The sequence below is a fragment of the Dactylosporangium sp. NPDC049742 genome (genome assembly GCF_040674675.1).
GTDB classification, from domain to species: Bacteria; Actinomycetota; Actinomycetes; order Mycobacteriales; family Micromonosporaceae; genus Dactylosporangium; species Dactylosporangium maewongense.
The window spans coordinates 305,845-323,864 of record NZ_JBFANF010000004.1; the positions used below are offsets into that span (position 1 = coordinate 305,845).

General features: G+C 73.7%; 12 protein-coding genes and 1 pseudogene. 9 read left to right on the top strand and 4 right to left on the bottom strand.

Annotated elements, in window-relative coordinates:
• Position 1: 1 nt before the first annotated feature.
• Both AB0J72_RS08410 and AB0J72_RS08415 read left to right on the top strand, forming a co-directional pair.
• Positions 2–1,150, top strand: coding sequence for a VWA domain-containing protein (locus AB0J72_RS08410; protein WP_363396146.1), 1,149 nt, complete (start codon positions 2–4; stop codon positions 1,148–1,150).
• Positions 1,147–5,454, top strand: a complete 4,308-nt coding sequence (locus AB0J72_RS08415) for an FtsK/SpoIIIE domain-containing protein (RefSeq protein WP_363396149.1) — start codon at positions 1,147–1,149, stop codon at positions 5,452–5,454. Before AB0J72_RS08410 ends, AB0J72_RS08415 begins: the two co-directional genes overlap by 4 nt.
• Here AB0J72_RS08415 and AB0J72_RS08420 read toward each other — a convergent pair.
• Positions 5,442–7,049 carry an amidohydrolase gene (locus tag AB0J72_RS08420; RefSeq protein ID WP_363396152.1) on the bottom strand — a complete coding sequence of 536 codons (1,608 nt, stop codon included), beginning with the start codon at positions 7,047–7,049 and terminating at the stop codon, positions 5,442–5,444. The genes AB0J72_RS08415 and AB0J72_RS08420 overlap by 13 nt on opposite strands.
• A gap of 168 nt (positions 7,050–7,217) precedes the next feature.
• Between AB0J72_RS08420 and AB0J72_RS08425 the strand changes: the two genes are divergently transcribed.
• The 4 genes from AB0J72_RS08425 (at position 7,218) to AB0J72_RS08440 (ending at position 13,441) form a co-directional block, all read left to right on the top strand.
• Positions 7,218–8,786: a putative Ig domain-containing protein gene (locus AB0J72_RS08425; protein ID WP_363396155.1), complete on the top strand. Its 1,569-nt coding sequence runs from the start codon at positions 7,218–7,220 to the stop codon at positions 8,784–8,786.
• Between the two features lie 74 nt (positions 8,787–8,860).
• Complete coding sequence (locus tag AB0J72_RS08430; RefSeq protein ID WP_363396158.1) at positions 8,861–11,224, top strand: EAL domain-containing protein; 2,364 nt, start codon at positions 8,861–8,863, stop codon at positions 11,222–11,224.
• 135 nt (positions 11,225–11,359) lie between these two features.
• Positions 11,360–11,989, top strand: a complete 630-nt coding sequence (locus tag AB0J72_RS08435; RefSeq protein ID WP_363396161.1) for a hypothetical protein — start codon at positions 11,360–11,362, stop codon at positions 11,987–11,989.
• Between the two features lie 42 nt (positions 11,990–12,031).
• Complete coding sequence (locus AB0J72_RS08440) at positions 12,032–13,441, top strand: TerD family protein (RefSeq protein ID WP_363396164.1); 1,410 nt, start codon at positions 12,032–12,034, stop codon at positions 13,439–13,441.
• Here AB0J72_RS08440 and AB0J72_RS08445 read toward each other — a convergent pair whose 3' ends face one another.
• Positions 13,442–13,861, bottom strand: a complete 420-nt coding sequence (locus AB0J72_RS08445; protein WP_363396167.1) for a response regulator — start codon at positions 13,859–13,861, stop codon at positions 13,442–13,444.
• 157 nt (positions 13,862–14,018) lie between these two features.
• Positions 14,019–14,822, bottom strand: a pseudogene (locus AB0J72_RS08450) (PAS domain-containing protein); the annotation flags it as partial.
• A 150-nt stretch (positions 14,823–14,972) separates the two neighbouring features.
• Between AB0J72_RS08450 and AB0J72_RS08455 the strand changes: the two are divergent.
• From AB0J72_RS08455 to AB0J72_RS08465, 3 genes are read left to right on the top strand one after another with little or no spacing between them, the layout of a single operon-like run.
• Positions 14,973–15,218, top strand: coding sequence for a YciI family protein (locus tag AB0J72_RS08455; RefSeq protein WP_363396305.1), 246 nt, complete (start codon positions 14,973–14,975; stop codon positions 15,216–15,218).
• A complete protein-coding gene (locus tag AB0J72_RS08460; RefSeq protein WP_363396170.1) occupies positions 15,215–15,454 on the top strand; it encodes a hypothetical protein in 240 nt (79 codons plus the stop codon). The genes AB0J72_RS08455 and AB0J72_RS08460 overlap by 4 nt, the downstream gene beginning before the upstream one ends.
• On the top strand, positions 15,430–16,899 hold the full coding sequence (locus tag AB0J72_RS08465; RefSeq protein ID WP_363396173.1) for a hypothetical protein: 1,470 nt from the start codon (positions 15,430–15,432) through the stop codon (positions 16,897–16,899). Before AB0J72_RS08460 ends, AB0J72_RS08465 begins: the two co-directional genes overlap by 25 nt.
• A gap of 12 nt (positions 16,900–16,911) precedes the next feature.
• On the opposite strand, the gene AB0J72_RS08470 is transcribed toward AB0J72_RS08465, so the two are convergent.
• Positions 16,912–17,958: a HEAT repeat domain-containing protein gene (locus AB0J72_RS08470; RefSeq protein ID WP_363396176.1), complete on the bottom strand. Its 1,047-nt coding sequence runs from the start codon at positions 17,956–17,958 to the stop codon at positions 16,912–16,914.
• Between the last annotated feature and the right edge of the window lie 62 nt (positions 17,959–18,020).

Genomic DNA, 18,020 nt, shown 5'->3' on the forward strand with positions numbered 1-18,020 from the left:
CGTGCCGCCGTTCGTCCACGCGCTCATCGACCAGCTCCGCCGCCGGGGGCTGCCGCTCGGCGTCGACGACTGCGACGCGCTGCGCCGCGCCCTCGCCGCCGGGTTCGGCTGGACGTCCGGCGCCGCGCTGACGGAGCTGTGCGTGACGCTGTGGGCGAAGACCGCGGCGGAGGCGGACATGGTGCGGGCGGCGTTCGCCCGGATCGACGCTCCACAGTGGACTCTGGCGGCGCCCGCTGTCGTTCTTGAGGCGGCACCGTCGCTCACCGTCGCCGCCCCGTCCGTCGCGGATGGCGCGGCCGACGAGCCGGTCGCCGCCCCGTCGCCGCCGCCGGTCGCCGCGCCGAACCGGGACCTTCCCGCGGCTCCTCCCGGCACCGGGCGCGTCGACACGACGCTGGTGCTGACCCCGCAGTACCCGCTGACCGAACGCGAGATCGTCCAGGTGTGGCGCGGGCTGCGGCGCCCGACCCGGCACGGCCCACCCGTCGAGCTCGACGTCGACGAGACCCTGCGCCGCTCGGCGCGCCTCGGCGTGCCCGTGCCCCCGGTCCTGGTGCCGGCCCGCCGCAACACGACCCGGCTGCTGCTGCTCGTGGACCGGCAGGGCTCGATGGCCCCCTTCCACCGGTACGTCGAGCACGTCGAGCAGGCCGTCCGGCGCGCCGGGCGGCTCAGCGCGCTCACCGTCGTCTACTTCCACAACACGGCCGGCGCGGCGGATCCCGCGCTGCTGTCCGCGGTGCCGGACCCGTTCGACCCGGCGCTCGACGCGGTCCTGCCGTCCGTCGAGCCGTTGCTGGACGGCACCGTGTACGGCGATCCCGCGCTGACCTCGCCGCTCCCCCTGCGCGAGGTGCTGGACACGGTCACCGCGACCACCGGCGCCGCCGTCATCAGCGACGCCGGCGCGGCCCGCGGCACGCTGAGCCCAGCCCGGCTGCTCGACACGGTCGCGCTCGGCAAGGCGCTGCGGTCCGCCGCGGGCGCCCTCACCTGGCTGAACCCGGTCCCCGCGGCCCGCTGGCGGCGCAGCACCGCCGAACAGGTCGCCCGGCACGTGCCGATGTTCCCGCTGACCCGCGCCGGCATGTACCACGCGGTCGACGTGCTGCGCGGCCGCCCGTACCCCGTGCCGAGGCCGCTGTGACCGCCGGCTCCTGGGTGCGCTCCTCCCCCGTCGCGGCCGGCCTCGCCGCGGCCCGGTCCCGCCTGCCCGCGGGCGCGCTGGAGCTGGCCTGCCACGCGGCGGTCCCGGTCGCCGTCGACGCGGGCCTGCTGCACCTGCTGCGCATCAACTTCTTCCTCGACCCGCCGGCCGTCCTGCCGTTCGAGACCGAGGCCGCCCTGCTGCTGTCGCCGCTGTTCCGCGAGGTCGGCGAGGACCTGTACGAGATCGACCCCACCCTCCGCGACGCGCTGCTCGCCTCCCTCGTGGCCCGCTTCGGCCCCGAACGACCGGCCCGCGTCGCGGTGCTGCTGGAGCAGTACACCGACCAGCACCCGACCTGGCACACCCAGCCGGAACTCGAACACGCCCAGCGCCTCACCGCCCTGAACCTGGTCGACCCGGCCCGCGCCACCGACTGGCTCGCCGCGAACCGCACCTCCGCCGGCGGCCCCGCCCTGACCCACGAGTGGTTCGTCGCCATGACCGGCCGGCTGCGCCCCCGGACCTCGTTGCAGGACCGCCTGGACGCGGCGCTGGCCGACACCCGGTCGGTCGACGGCCTGACCCGGCTGTCGGCCCTCGCCGAGCTGGGTGAGCTGGCCCTGCTGCCGGGCGCGGACGTCCGCCGCATCGCGGTGGAGCTCGAACACGCCGCCCGCACCGGCGACCCGGCCGGCCGCAGCCTGGCGAGCACCATCCTCGGAACCCTCGTCCAGGTCGTCCCCCCACCCCCGCCGCGCCAGGCCGTCCAGGAGGCCGCCGGCGGCTACGAGGCCGTGCCGTTCCCGCAGCTGCACGGCATCGACCCGCCGGCGTTCGACCCCGCCACGGCGTGGACGACACGGGGGAACCTGACCGTGCCGATCGGCACCGACCCGGACGGCCGCCCGGTGCTGCTCGACCTGCGCGAACCCGGGCACGGCGGCGCGGGCCCGCACGGCCTCGTCGTCGGCGCGGTCGGCTCCGGCAAGTCCGAGTTGCTGCGGACCCTCATCCTCGGCCTCGCCGCGACCAACAGCCCGGCCGACCTCACCATCCTTCCCGTCGACTTCCGCGGCGGCGCCACCTTCACCGGACTCGACCCGCTCCCCCACCTCGCCGGCCTGGCCCTCGACCTGGGCGACGACCTGTCCCTCCTCGACCGGTTCAAGGACGTCGTGCAGGGCGAGGTGATGCGCCGCCAGGAGCCGTTCACCGAACGCCGCCCGCACCTGCTCGTCGTCGTCGACGAGTTCGACGCCATGCTCACCACGGACCCGTCGCTCATCGAGACGTTCGCGACGATCGGCCGGCACGGCCGCGCCCTCGGCATCCACCTCCTGCTGGCCGGCCAGCGCTTCCAGCCGGGCCTGCTGCGCGGCCTCGAGGCCCACCTGTCCTTCCGGATCGCCCTGCGCACCTCCTCCGCATCCGAGTCCCAGGACGCCATCGGCACCCCTGACGCGTCCGCCCTCCCGCACGGCCCGGGCCACGGCTACCTGCGCACCCTCGACGACGACGCGCCACTCCGCTTCCGTGCCGCGTACGTCTCCGGCCCGTACCCGCCGACGCCCCCGACCTGGGACGACGTCCTCGACCCGTACCGGGGACCGCGCGCGGACACGCTGCTTGACGTCCTCGTCGCCGCCATGGCCGGGCACGGCGGCCCGGTGCACCAGGTGTGGCTCCCGCCCCTGCCGAAGCAGCTCGCCCTCGGCGACCTACCGGCCGACGGCGTCGTCATCGGCGAGGTCGACATCCCCCGCGAACACCGCCGCCGACCGTTCGCCATCGACCTCACGCGCGCATCGGGGAACGTCGCCGTCGTCGGCGCCCGCGGCACCGGCAGGACGACCGCCCTGCTGACCGTCGTCACCGCGCTGAGCCGCACGTCGCGCCCGGTCGGCGTGTACTGCGTCGGCGGAGGTCTCGGCTCGCTGGCCGGCCTGCCCCCGGTGGTCACCGTCCTCGAACCCGACGACACCCTGGTCGCCACGACGGTCGCGGCGCTGCTGCGCGACCCGTCGCCCTTCCCCGACACGGTGCTGGTCGTCGACGGCTGGTCCGCTGTCCGTGACCGGTGCCCTGACCTCGAAGAGCTGGCGCAGTCCGGCCATGCGGTGATCGTGGCGGCCGACGAACGCTGGGACCAGTTCAGCGACGACGACCTCGCGACGTTCGGCACGATCATCGAGCTGCTCCTCGCCGACCCCGAGACCTCCAGGGTCTCCGCCGCCGACGCCCGCGGGCTGCGCCGCGCCGGCCGCGGCCGCGCCGTGGTCGGCGAAGCCCGGCGCCTGCAGGTCGCCCTGCCAATCCAGCAGCTCGGCGGCTCCCACGACGCCTACGTGCGCGACCTCACCGCCACCGGGGTCGCGGGGCCGCCCCCGCGGGTTGACCTCGGATCCGACTCCGCCGACGAGACCATCGCGCCCCGGAGCCTGACCGTCCGGCTCGGCACTGACGCCGACGGCCGGCCGGTCGATCTCGACCTGCGCGACCCGGGCCTGGGAGGCATGGGCCCGCACGGCATCATCGTCGGCGCGACCGACTCGGGCAGGGCCGACCTGCTCCGGACCTTGATCCTCGGTCTCGCCGCCACCCACAGCCCCACCGACCTCAACCTGCTCCTGGTCGACCTCCACGACGCCGGCACGCTCGCCGGTCTCGGGCCCTTGCGGCACCTGGCCGGCCTCGCGTTCGGTTCCGGCGACGACCCGGTGCTCATCGAACGGTTCAAGGACGTCATCGACGGCGAGATCGCCCGCCGGCGGCGACAGCCGACCGGACAGCACCCGCGCCTGCTCATCGTCATCGACAGGTTCAGTGAACTCCTGGACGCTCATCCGTCGATCGTCAACACGCTCCTCAAGATCTGCAGGCTCGGCCGGGCGGTCGGCGTCCACCTGCTGCTGACCACCCACCGCCTGCGACCGCGCCAGCTGCTGGGCCTGGACCCGTACCTGACGTTCCGCATTGCCGTGGCCACCTCCACCCGCGACGAGTCCCAGGAGGTCATCGGCGCTCCGGACGCCTACGCCGGCACCGGCGGGCCGGGAGAGGCCTATCTGCGGGACAAGACCACGGACGCCCTCGTCCGGTTCCGCACCACGCCTGTCCCTGACCGCGGCGCCACCCGCATGGACGGCGAGGGCGGGCCGGTGCACCAGATCTGGCTTCAACCGTTGCCGCGGTTCGTCGCACTCGACGAGCTGCCGGCCGACAGGGTCGCGACGGGGGTGGCGGACTTCCCCCGCGAACACCGCCAGGCGCCACTCGCGATGGAGGTGTCGTCCGGGTCCGGGCACATCGCATTCGTCGGCGGACCGCGCAGCGGCAAGACGACCGCGCTCCGGACCCTGGTCACCGCGCTGTCCCGCACGTCACGGCGGGTCAGGGTCTATTGCATCGGCGCCGAGTTGGGCCCGCTCCGCGACCTGCCCATCGTGATGGAGGTGCTCGATCCCGACCGCGCCTACGACATGGCCGTCAGGCTGATCAGTTTCCTCCTGAGCGACACCACGGGCGATGCGGTGCTCGTCGTTGACGAGTGGTCCCGCACCCTTCAACGGTTTCCACAGCTGGACGTGCTGGTCGCCGGCCAGCAGGCGGTGGTCGTGGCGGCCGAGGAGCGTTGGACCGGGTTCCGCGAGAACCATCTCGGACGGTTCGCCTCGATCGTCGAACTCCGGCTCGCCGACCCGGAAACCTCGAGGATCTCCGTCTCCTCCGCGCGGCTGGTGCCGCCGGCGACGCCCGGTCGCGGGCTGCTGGGCGGCGGGGGGCACGTGCAGATCGCGAGTCCGCCGACCGACCGGCGATCGAAGCGGATCCGGCTCGGATCGTTCGAGCCCGACGGCGGCGAGTTCGCCGTGGACTTCGTCGCGGACTGGCACCTTGTCGTCATCGGCGCCTCACCCTTCGAGCGCCGCGTGCTGCGGTGGACGATCGAACAGGCAGTGCCGGGATCGGTCATCGGACTCGGCGAGGTCCCGGAAGACGCCGAAGGTTGGCTGCGATCGGTCCGGCTCGGATCGACGGGCCCCGAACTGTGGGTGTTCGCCGACAGCGATGACGCCGGGCGGCTGCGAGTGCTGGTCGACGTCCTGCCACAGGCCCAGCACATGCGGCTGCACATCATCGCCTTCCCTTCGCCGACGTTGGCGTCGGACGGTCTGGCCCGGTCACTCCAGCAGCGCGGCGCCCCGACGATCCGCTTCGACCCTGACATTCGGGGCCGTGGCGTGCTGTCGGTGCCGAACGAGCCGGATCGGCGGTTCAGGCTGGGCGTTCAGCGTTCGTGAACGACCTGGCCGTCGATGAAGACGAGGTCGGCGGCGGTGTCGTAGAGCTTGGCGTCGGGTTCGAAGGGGTCGCGGTCCAGGACGACCAGGTCGGCGGCCTTGCCGACCTCGATGGAACCGGTGACGTCGTCGGTGCCGTTCACGTACGCCGAGCCGAGGGTGTACGCGATCAGGGCCTGGTCCAGGGTCAGCGCCTCGCGAGGGAGCATCGGGACCTGGGAGGTCGGCCAGTCGGCCTCGGCGGAGACCGGGGGTTCGGTGCGGTGGACGGCGACGTGGATGGCCCACCACGGGTTCGGGGTCGTCACGGGCCAGTCGCTGCCGGCGGCGAGGCGGCCGCCGGCGCGGGCGATCGAGCCGAACGGGTACTGCCAGCCGGAGCGTTCGGGGCCGAAGAACGGGACGCAGAGGGTGTCGTTCTGCTCGTGATGGGTGGCCCAGAGGGCCTGGATGTTGGCGGTGACGTCCAGGGCGGCGAACCGGGGCACGTCGGCGGGGTGGACGACCTGCAGGTGGGCGAGGTGGTGGCGGGCCCGCGAGGGGCCTGCGGCGGCGACGGCGTCCAGGCACTCGCGGACGGCGCGGTCGCCGATGGCGTGGAAGTGGACGCCGAAGCCGGCGGCGGACAGCAGGGAGACGTACCGGGCGAGGTGGGCGGGGTCGACGTTGGAGTGGCCGCAGTGGGCGCCCTGACCCACGTACGGGTCGATCATCGCGGCGGTGAAGTTCTCCGCGACACCGTCCTGCATGATCTTCACGGCGGTGGCGCGGAAGCGGCCGTGGGAGGCGGCGGCGCGGCGGGACTCGAAGAGGGCGATCTGCGACTCGTCGCCCGCGCGGTCCCACCAGAGCGCGCCGGTGACGCGGGCGCGCAGTACACCGGCGGCATCCGCGGACAGGTAGGTGTCGAACTGGTCGCGGGCGCCGGCATACGCACCGACGATCGCGTCCTGCCAGCCGGTGATGCCGAGGCTGAACAGGTACCGCTGGGCCTCGGCGAGCGCGCGGTCGTAGTCCTCGGCGGTGTCGGCCGGCAGCAGGCCCGTGACCAGGTCCATGGCACCCTCGTGCAGCACCCCGGTCGGCTCCCCGGCGGCGTCCCGCTCGATCCGGCCGTCCGGAGGATCCGCCGTAGCGCTGGAGATGCCCGCCAGGGACAGCGCGCGGCTGTTGACCCATGCCGAGTGGTGGTCGCGGTTGGGCAGGAAGACGGGCCGGTCGGGGGCGACGGCGTCCAGGTCGTCACGGTGCGGCAGGCCGCCGGGGAACGCGGCCATCGACCAGCCGCCGCCGGTGATCCAGCCGGAGCCGGGGTACGCGGCGACGGCGGCGAGGTACTCGGCCTTCGTGTGCCACGGCGTCAGGTCGCAGCGCAGCCGCTCCAGGGCGCCGGAGACGGGGTGGATGTGCGCGTCCTGCAGGCCGGGGACGAGCGCGCGGCCGTCCAGGTCGACGACGTCGAACGCAGTACCGGACAATTCGGATAGAACGGAGGCGCGATCACCAACGGCGATGATCCGCCCGTCACGGACCGCGACAGCGGAAGCAGGACCGGCGCCGAACACCCGGCCGCCGATGAACAACAGCGCACTCATGCAGCGCAGCATGACGGCAACGGTGGGGGTACGCAAAGGGTCCGCCCCGTTGACCTCCATGCCCGTCGATGTGATGGTGCCATCACCACATCGACGGTCGGCGAAGTGTTCGCGGTATCCCCGCGGGCGCCCGCTGCGTTCCCCCCAACCCGAAGGGACCACCCACCCATGCGCACAAGACGGGTCATCGCGATCGGCGCGGCCATGCTCGCCGTCGCCGCGAGCGTCGTCGCCGGGCCGGCGCCCGCCCAGGCGGTCCAGGTCACCGGCCTGACGGCGACGATCGCCCTGAACAACTGCTCCGGTGCTCTGGTCCGGTACCCCACGTCGGTCGACAGCGACCGGGCGATGCTGCTCACCAACGGGCACTGCTACGAGGGCGGCTTCATCAACGCCGGCGTCGTGCTGCAGAACCGGACCAGCTCGCGCACCGGCACGCTGCTGGGCAACACCGGCAACTCGCTGGGCACCGTGCGCGCCGACAAGCTGATCTACGCGACGATGACGAACACGGACGTCGCGCTGTACCAGCTGACCCAGACGTTCGCGCAGATCAAGACCAGCTTCAACACCACCGCCCTGACGATCGCCGGCACCCACCCGGCCGACGGCGCGGCGATGACGATCCCGTCCAGCTACTGGAAGCAGGTCTGGACCTGCACCATCAACGGCTTCGTGCCGACGCTGCGCGAGGACCAGTGGACCTGGCACGACTCGATCCGCTACAACACGGGCTGCCAGACCACGCACGGCACGTCCGGCTCGCCGATCGTGTCGTCGGCGAACAACACGGTCATCGGCATCAACAACACCGGTAACGACGACGGTGCCCGCTGCACGCTGAACAACCCGTGCGAGGTCGACGCGAACGGCAACGTCACGGTCGTGCAGGGCCAGAGCTACGGTGAGCAGACCTACTGGTTCACCACCTGCCTCAACTCGTCGCGGGCCATCGACCTGACAATCGCCGGCTGCCTGCTCACCAAGCCCGCCGGCACCGGCAACACGGTCACCGTCACCAACCCGGGCGCGCAGACCGCGACGGTCGGCACGGCGAAGTCGCTGCAGATCTCGGCCTCGTCGTCCGGTTCGGGCCAGACGCTGACCTACTCGGCGACCGGCCTGCCCGCGGGTCTCACCATCAACGCCAGCACCGGCCTCATCTCCGGCACCCCGACGACCGCCCAGACCACCACGTCGACGGTCACGGCGACGGACACCACGGGCGCGAGCGGCACGGCGTCGTTCGGCTGGACGGTCACCGGTGGCGGCGGCGGCACGTGCAGCGGCCAGAAGCTGCTCAACCCCGGCTTCGAGTCCGGCGCCACCTCGTGGACCGGCACGACCGGCGCCATCGGCCAGTGGGCCTCGCAGGGCCAGCCCGCCCGCACCGGCACGTACTCCGCCTGGCTGCTCGGCTACGGCTCCACCCACACCGAGTCCATCTCCCAGGCGGTCACCATCCCCGCCGGCTGCTCGGCGACCCTGACCTTCTACGTCCACATCGACACCGCCGAGACCACCACCACGACGGCGTACGACAAGCTCACCGTCACCGCGGGCTCCACCACCCTCGGCACACTCTCCAACCTGAACAAGGCCACCGGGTACCAGGCCAAGACCTACAGCCTGAACGCCTTCGCCGGCCAGACCGTCACCATCAAGTTCAACGGCACCGAGGACTCGTCGCTGCAGACGTCCTTCGTCCTGGACGACCTGGCCGTCACGGTCAGCTGACCCGCGGGGGCCCGCACCCGGAGTAAACCGGGTGCGGGCCTCATGCCGGGCGGTCACGGACCGATGGTGCGGCCATGAACGTGACGTCCCCGCCCTCTGACGGTTCGGTGACGCCGCTGCGGCTGACCGCACCCCTGGCGATCACCGCCGGTCTCGTGGTGGTGGCCGCCCTCTGGTTCGCGGTCGGTCTGGTGTACCGGACGCCGGCGCTGCTCGGATGGTCGACGCTGCTGGTCAGCGTCCCGGTCGCCGCCGCCAGCTCGTGGCGGGCCGGCGGGCCGCAGCGGACGTTCTGGCGGTACGTGAGCGTCGGCCTCGTGCTCGTCGGCTGCGGCGCGATGAGCAACGCCCGCGACAACCTGGTCGGCGTGGACCGCAACCAGCACGTCAGCGGCGTCACCTCGGCGATCTATCTGAGCGGGCTGCTGGTCATGATGATCGGCCTGCTGCGCATCCCGGGCGTCCGGCGGACCGGCGGGGCGTGGACCCGCTTCGGCCTGGACATCGCCACGGTGATCGTCACCACCATCACGTTCGCCTGGCATCTGGTGTACCCGCGGTGGGAGTCGTGGTTCGCGGGCAGCGCCGGCGACACCTGGTCGGCGCTCACCGTGGTCGGCGGCGGCTTCATCTGCGTCTTCGCGTTCATCAAGGTCGCGTTCACCGGCACCGGGCCGATCGACCGGCGGGCGCTGCACCTGCTCGCGCTCACCGGCGCGGTCGGTGCGGGCGGCGGGTCCCTCGCGCCGCTGCTGGCGTCCCGGCCGCACCTCAACACCTCCCACCTGATCCTGCCGGCGACCTGCCTGGTGCTGTGCCTGGCCGCCGACCGGCAGGTGCGGGCGCTGGGTGCCCCGCCGCCCCCGGACCGCCTGCCCGGCCGGCGGTTGAGCGTCATGCCGTACGCGGCGGTCGTCGCCACCGGCGCGCTACTGCTGCTGTCGACGATCCAGGACTCCGCGGACGTCGTCGTCGTGGCCGTCGGCGCGATCACCGTCACCGTCCTCGTCGCCGCCCGGCAGATCATCGCGCTGCGCGACAACGCCGCCCTGCTGCAGCAGCTCGACGCCCGGCTGCACGACAACGCCCGGCTCGTGAAACAGCTCGACTCCCGGCTGCGCGATCTCCACTCGTACCAGCGCAAGCTCGCCCACCAGGCGGGCCATGACGCGCTGACCGGCCTCGCCAACCGGACGGTCTTCGCCGAGGCGACCACAGCGGCGCTCGGCGGCGGGTCGGTGGCGCTCGGCGTCGCCGTGATCGACCTGGACAACTTCAAGGGCATCAACGACCAGCTCGGCCACGCGGTCGGCGACGCGCTGCTGCAGGCGGTCGCCGCCGTGCTCACCGCGCACGTGCCCGCCGGCAGCACCGTCGCCCGGCTCGGCGGCGACGAGTACGCGCTGCTGCTGCACGGCACCGACCAGGCCGCGCACGAGTCGGCGCTGAACACGCTCACCGCGGAGCTGCGCCGCCCGCTGCAGGCGGCCGGCCACGACCTCGTCGTCGAGGCCAGCATCGGCCTCGCCGGCGCCCGGCCCGGCGACACCGCCGCGGAGCTGCTGCGCCGCGCCGACGTGGCGATGTACGAGGCGAAGAACCAGGGCAAGGGCCGCTTCAGCGTCTACACGTCCGCGATGGACCAGCGCGGCGCCGAGCAGGCCCGCGTCGCCGCCGACCTGCGGACCGCGCTGGACACCGGGCAGCTGCACCTGGTGTACCAGCCGATCGTCGACATGACCGACGGGTCCCTGTACGGCGTGGAGGCCCTCGTCCGCTGGAACCACCCCGAGCGCGGCCCGATCTCGCCGGCCGAGTTCATCCCGGCCGCGGAGCGCACCGGCCTGATCGTGCCGCTCGGCGCGTGGATCCTCGCCGAGGCGTGCACGCAGGCGGCCCGCTGGCAGTTCGAGCTCGGCCCGGACGCCCCGGCCATCGTCAGCGTCAACGTCTCCGCCCGCCAGCTGCGCGAGGCCGGTTTCGCCGCCGACGTCGCCGCCGTCCTGCACCGCACCGGCCTGCCGGCCCACCACCTCACCATCGAGGTGACCGAGACGGCCGTCTTCGACGGCGGCACCGCCGTGGAGACCCTGCACGCGCTCAAGGCGCTCGGCGTCGCGGTCGCCCTCGACGACTTCGGCACCGGCCACTCCTCGCTCGGCCTGCTGCGCACCTGCCCCGTCGACCTGCTGAAGGTCGACAAGTCGTTCGTCGACACCGTCACCCACGGCGGCGAGCACGCGGTCATCGCCGCCGCGCTCATCGACATCAGCAGCGGCCTGCACCTGCGCGCCGTCGCCGAGGGCGTGGAGACCGCCGAACAGGCCGCCGAGCTGCGCCGCCTCGGCTACCGCTACGCCCAGGGCTACCACTACGCCCGCCCGCTGCTCCCCGCCGACCTCGAACGCCACGCCGTGCGGCGCCCCGCCCACGCCTGACCGCCCAGGAGGGACGCCACCTACCACCACTGGCACGGCCAGCCTCTTCACCTGCCGATCGACCCCCGCGTCTGGCCGGATCCGGACGCCCTGCGCCGCCACCGCGACGCCCGCCCCGCGCTCTAAGCTGCCCGCATGACCGATCCTTCGCCCCGTCCCGGCGCTCGTTCGCTGGGCGCCTGGGTGGCCGGGCTGTGCGAGGAACTCGGGCCGCGGCTGTCGCCGGCCGCCGGGGGCCAGGTGCTCGACGTGCGGCGGCGCCTCGGCGAGCCGCTCGCGGACGGTTCGGCGCTGGTCGACGCGCTCGTCGGCCGGCGGGGCGTGCCGTCCGGGGTGCCCGCGGACGACCTGGACGACGCGGTCAAGGCCGGGTGGGCGCTGGCGAGCCTGGAGCTGATCGCGGGCCGGGCCGCGCTGCCCGGGGACCGGGAGCTGCTGCACGACGCGCTCGACCGGCTGCTGCAGCGGCCCGAGGCGCACCGGCTGCGGGTGGTGCAGGTCGCGCGGCTCGTGGCGGCCGGCGAGGTCGAGCTGCCCGAGCAGATGGCGGGCGAGCTGCTCCGGCTGGCCCTGTCCGACGACCCCGCCTGGGTCCTCGACCTGCCCGGCGCCGGGCGCGACCAGCTCGCCGTGGCCGCGCAACAGGCGGCCGTCCGGTGGCGGGACTACGCGCGGGACGGCGCCGCACCGCCGCAGGCGCGGGCCGCGCTCGTCGCCCACCGCGGCCTGTACGTGCTGCTGCAGCGCCTCCGTGGTGCGCGGTAGGTTCTTCAGGGACGCGATGATGTTGAGGCCGAGGAGGAGCACGTGGCTCAGGTGTTCACCCGGGGACAGAAGAGCCCGCTGTCGGCGCTGACCAGCGCGGACGAGCTGTATGTCGGGGTGTTCCTGGACGGGCCCGGGCTGACCTGGGACATCTCGTGCTTCGGGCTCGACGCGGCCAACAGGATGGCCGACGACGCGTACTTCATCTTCTTCAACCAGCCGAGCTCGCCGGAGGGGTCGATCCAGAAGGTCGGCGCGCAGGGCGGGGACACCGAGGGGTTCCGGGCCGTGCTGAGCAGGGTGCCGGAGAAGATCGCGAAGCTGTCGTTCTGCGCGTCGATCGACGGGGCCGGCACCGCCCGGCAGCTGCGGTCGGGGCACATCCGGATCGTGGCCGGTGGGCAGGAGGTCGTGCGGTACGGCTTCACCGGCGCGGACTTCGGCGCCGAGCGGGCGATCATCATCGGCGACGTGTACCGCAAGGGGGTCTGGCGGGTCGGGGCCGTCGGGCAGGGGTTCGCCGGCGGGCTGGCGGACCTGATCCGCTCCTACGGCGGGACCGTGGACGAAGAGCCGGAGCCGGCACCGGCGCCCGTGCAGGCGCCGCCGGCGTTCGCGCCGCCGCCGGTACAGGCGCCGCCGCCCGTGCAGGCAGCGCCGCCGCGGCCCGTCCAGGCGCCGCCGTCCTTCGCGCCACCGTCCTTCGCGCCGCCGCCGCAGCCCGTACAGGCGCCACCGGTACAACACCTGCCGCCGCCACACGGTGGGCCGGTGCCGCCGCAGCCCGAGCGGGTCCGGCCCGGGGTCATGACGAGCCTGGACAAGTACCGGGAGGCGCCGACCACCGGCCGGTGGACGAAGCAGAGCAGCAAGATGGTGAAGGTGACGCTCGGGCCGGAGGTGCACGCACGGCGCGGGTCGATGGTCGCCTACCAGGGCAACGTCGAGTTCATCTACAAGGGCTCCGGCGGCCTGCGGGCGATGTTCGAGGGCGCCGTCACCGGCCAGGGCCTGAAGCTGATGACGTGCAAGGGCCAGGGCGAGGTGTTCCTCGCCGAGAACGCCACCGACCTGCACATCGTCGAGCTCAACGGCCAGTCGCTGTGCGTCAATGCCGACAACGTGCTCGCGTTCGACGCCACCCTGCAGACGGAGATCGCGCGGATCGAGAGCCCCGGCATCCCGGGCGGCGGCATGTTCCACCTGGTGGTGTCCGGGCAGGGCGCGATCGTGGTCATGACCCGGGGCACGCCGGTGACGCTGCTGTGCCAGGGGCCGACGTTCGCCGACATGAAGGCCGTCGTCGCCTGGACGTCCGGCCTGCGGGTGTCGGTGACGACGCAGGTCAGGGTGTCGCGGCAGCTCTACGCCGGCGACAGCGGCGAAGGCCTCGCGCTGCAGTTCATGGGGATGCAGGGCCACTTCGTGGTGGTGCAGCCGTACGAGGTCTGATCACTTGATCAGCGCGGTGCAGCGGGCGATCAGCTCGTCGCTCTGGAACGGTTTCATCATGTGGTCGTCGGCGCCGGCGTCGAGGCCGGCCTGCAGGTCGGCGGGCATGGCGTAGGCCGACAGCATCAGGATCGGCACGTCGGCGGTGGCCGGGTCGGCGCGCAGCGCGCGGCAGACGTCCAGGCCGTTCAGCCCGGGCATGACGAGGTCCAGCAGCAGGTCGGCCTCGTGCACGGGCGCGGCGGCCTGCCAGGCCCGGCCGGGGATGCCTTCGCCGCACGCCAGCGGGTCGCGCACCGGGCGCGGCAGCGCGTGGCCGCGGTCGACCCAGTGGGTGGCGCGGCGCAGCACATACGCCACGTCGTCGACGGTCCAGAACTCGGCCGCGGCCCACTCGGTCTTCGAACCCACCAGCTCCACGACCCGGGCGAGGATGCCGTCGACCGGCCCCGGCCCCCTGATGGCCTGGCCGACCAGGGGTCTCGCACTCCTTGAGCGCCGCGGTCCGGCGGTGCACGGTCACGTCGTGGATCGCGGCGACCGCCGCCAGCCCCGGCTGCCCGAGCACCGGCCGGCCGTTCACGCGGAAGTGTCGGCGCGGCGCGCCCGGGGTGCGCCGCACGATCTCGGCGTCGCGCACCCGTTCGCCGCGCAGCGCCCGCACCAGCGGCAGCTCGTCCGGGGCGATCGGGCGGCCGTCCGGGTGGTGCAGGTGCAGCGCCGGCCCCCACTCGGTGGGCGGCACGGCGATCTGGGCGCCGAGCAGGTCGCGGGCGGCGTCGTTGGCCAGCGCCACCCGGCCGTCGTGGCCACAGCCGACCACGGCCGCGTCGATGCTGTCGAGCAGGGCCTGCAGCACCTGATGCTCCTGGTGCAGCCGCTGGTGGGCGAAGACCTCCGCCTCCGCCCGGGCGTTGCTGGTGCGCAGCTGCTCGGCCAGCCGCGCGAACCGCAGCCCGTCCTGCCGGGACTGCACGTAGGCGGTGACGTCGTCGGCGCGGTGCACGATCCAGCGCAGCCGGCCGTCCCCGTCGCAGACGGGCTCGTTGACCGGCGCCCAGAACCGCTTCTCGAAGCCGCCGCCGATGCGCGGGATGTCGTACTGGTGGATCGCCATCACGTCGGTCGTCTGGTCCCGCAGCACGCGCCGCAGCGAGGCCTCCAGCGTCACGGCCCCGGCCGCGTCCGGGTCGTCGGGGTTGACGGGGAACGCGTCGAACACGTCCCGCCCGATCAGGCCCTCCCGGGTGTACATCGTGGCGGCCAGGTACGCGTCGCTGGCCTCGACGATCGTCAGCTGCGGGTCCAGCACCAGCAGCAGCGCGGGCGCGTGCTGGAACAGCAACCGGTAGCCGACCGTCGCAGTCGTCTCCACCGGCATCGCCCCCGTCGCGCCTTGTACTTGGACATTTTACGCTTATCGCCTCGCCCGAGGTGCGGAGATGCCGCGCGACGAGCCCATGGGACGATCGGTGCCATGGCCGAATGGATCTACTTCATTCACCCGCCGCGGGCCAACTTCGCGGCGACCATGACCGACGAGGAGCGGGCCGCCTGGGGCCTGCACTTCGAGCGGTTGCAGCGGCTCCTGGCCGACGGGGTGCTGATCCTGGCCGGCCCGACGCTCGGCGAGACCAACACCGGCGTGGCGGTCTTCGAGGCGCCCGACGAGGCGGCGGCCCGGCGGATCATGGACGAGGATCCCGCGATCGCCGGCGGGTTCGCGACCGGCGAGCTGCGGGAGTTCCGCGTCTCGCTGCTGCGGGGACGCCGGTGACCCCGCGGATCCTGCACTGCGCGGCGCTGCTGCTGGCCGGCTGCACCGCCGCGGACGAGCGCGTCGAGCACACGATGGCCACCGGCGCCATGAAGCCGAAGTTCAGCGCGGGTCAGCGGTTCACGGCCAAGGTCTCGGCACGGTCCCCAGCGACCGGATCGTCGCCGTGGCTGGGTGAGCGCCGGCCGGCGGCATCTGCGATCATCGCTGGATGCGCCGGCCCCCGCACTCGCTGACGTCATCCGAGCGGCAGGTCCGGGCGGGGTTCCTCGCCGGCGACGTGGTCGACCTGTCAGCGGCGGCGGCGTCGGTACGAGCGGCGGCGCTCGCCGATCTGTTGAGCCGGCCGGCGGACCGCGCGGCGCACCCACGGGCGGCGCTCCGGCTGCGCGGCGCCACGGTCACGGGGCCGCTCGACGTCGCGCACGCCGTGGTGGCGGTGCCGGTCGAGTTCCAGGACTGCACGTTCGACGCACCGGTCGACGTCTCCGGCGCCGACCTCGTCGACCTGCACCTGGTGCGCTGCCGGCTGCCCGCCCTGCAGGCCCGGCTCGCGACCGTGCGCGGCGACGTCAGCTGCGCCGCCTCGGAGGTCGGCGGCGCGCTCGACCTCCGCGACGCCCGGGTCGGCGGCGACCTGGACCTGTCGGAGGCACGGCTGCACAACCCGGGCGGCAACGCGCTCGCCGCCGCCCGCCTCACCGTCGGCGGCAGCCTCCGCGGCTACGGCCTGCACGCCGCCGGCGAGCTGTGGCTGGGCGGCGCCCAGCTCGGCGGGAACCTCCTGCTCGACGGCGCCACGCTGACCAACCCCGGCGGCCGGGCGATCGGCGCCGACCGGCTGTGCGTGGGCGGCAACCTGCGCGCGGGCGGCGGCTTCACCGCCGACGGCGACCTGCTGCTCATCCACGCCGAGGTCGGCGGGCAGGTCCGGTTCGTCGACGCGACCGTCCGCAGCCCGGACCGCTGGGCGCTGCACCTCGGCGGCACCACCGCCGGCAGCCTGTGGATGTGCTTCCGCACCCCTCCCGACGGGCGGGTCCGGCTGTCCGGGCTCAAGGTGGACACGCTGTTCGACGACCCGCGGGTGTGGCCGGAGCGGCTGGATCTCGTCGGCTGCACGTACCGGCTGCTGATCCCGCGCACCTTCGACGACGGCGCCGACGACCCCGGCCGCCTGGCCACGGTCGACGTCCGGCAGCGGCTCGGCTGGCTGCGCCGCAGCCCCGACGGCTACGCGCCGCAGCCCTACGAGCAGCTCGCCTCGGCGTACCGCGCCGCCGGCCAGGACACCGAGGCCCGCCGCGTCCTGCTGGAGCAGCACCGCCGCCGCCGCGCGACGCAGCACTGGCCCGGCCGGCTCGCCGGCTACCTGCTCGACGCGCTCGTGGGGTACGGCTACCGCACCTGGCTGGCCGCCCTGTGGCTGCTGGCCTGCTGGGTGCTCGGCGCGCTCGCCTTCACCGTGTGGCCGCCGGTCGCCCGTACCCCGGCGGACTCCCCGGACTGGAACCCCGCGCTCTACGCGCTGGACCTCCTGCTCCCCATCATCGACCTCGGCCACGACTCGGCCTGGCACGCCACCGGCTCCACCCAGTACGTCGCGGCCGCCCTCATCATCATGGGCTGGGTCCTCACCACCGCGGTCGTCGCCAGCCTGTCCCGCCTCCTCAACCGCTGACGCCACCCCGGATCAGAACGGCGGGTCGTCCGCGCCGGTGAACGCCCGTTGAATCCACGGGTCGCTGTACGGTCCGTCGAGGCTCCAGTCGAGGACGTGCCGGACCCAGCCGTCCGTTTCGGTCTTCTGGCGCTCGCGCAGCACCGCGTTCAGCTTCCCCTGGGAGTACCAGCGCACCGCTGCGACAGCGTGGTAACGGACCAGTGGGTCCGGGTCGTGCAGCAGCTCGCGGGTCACGTCCTCGCTGACCTGGCTGCCGATGGCCTCGGTCTTGGCCCCCCATGGGGTCCATGCGAGCGCGTATGCGGCGCGGCGGCGGCGTTCGACCTCCTCCTGCGCCAGCTCCGGCAGCACGTCGGCGAGCGTCAGCCTGCCCAGCACGGCGAGCACCACGAGGTCCGGCGCGGTCCGCGACGTGGTGTACCTCGCGGCGTCCTCGGCGATGGTCACCTCGTCGTCCGGCTCGGACCGTTCGCCGAACCAGCCGACGTAGTGGCCGGCGACCGCCTCGTCCAGCCACCGTTCGTACCAGGCGAGGAAGTCGGCGTCCTCGACGACGTATGGGCCGACCTCACTCTCAAAGTCGACATTGAACAACCGGCCGCGCGCCGGGCCCGTCACGACCAACTGTGTGAGCAGCGAGCACCCATGGGCGGCGACCGACACCGTGCCCCGCAGGAAGTTCCTGACCGGGCCCGGTGGATCCTCGTACCGCTGCTGCCAGTCGCCGAAGTACCGCGGCCCGGGCAGGTACGGGCTCGGCTCGGCCAGATGCCCCGGCCGGCACCCTCCGTCCCAGCACTTCTGCGGAAGGCCGGGCATCTCGTGGCCCGGGCCGGCGCCGGCGGCGCCGAGCTCGGTGATGAACAGCCGGTACGCCGGGGGAAGCGTGACCTCGTGCCGCTCCTCGAACGCGGTCACGGCCGCCTCGGGCACGGGCGGTTCAAGGACGCACCCGTGTGATTCCACGCCGAACGCGGCCGGGAGCGCGGGCAGGGCGCGGGCCGCTGTCAGCTTGGCGGCGATCCTGGCCAGGCGGGCGCGGTCGGCGTCGGGCACCTGGCAACGATAGGCCCTGGGCTGCCGGCGTGGTCGATGGATACCGGCCGGCGTCAGAACGG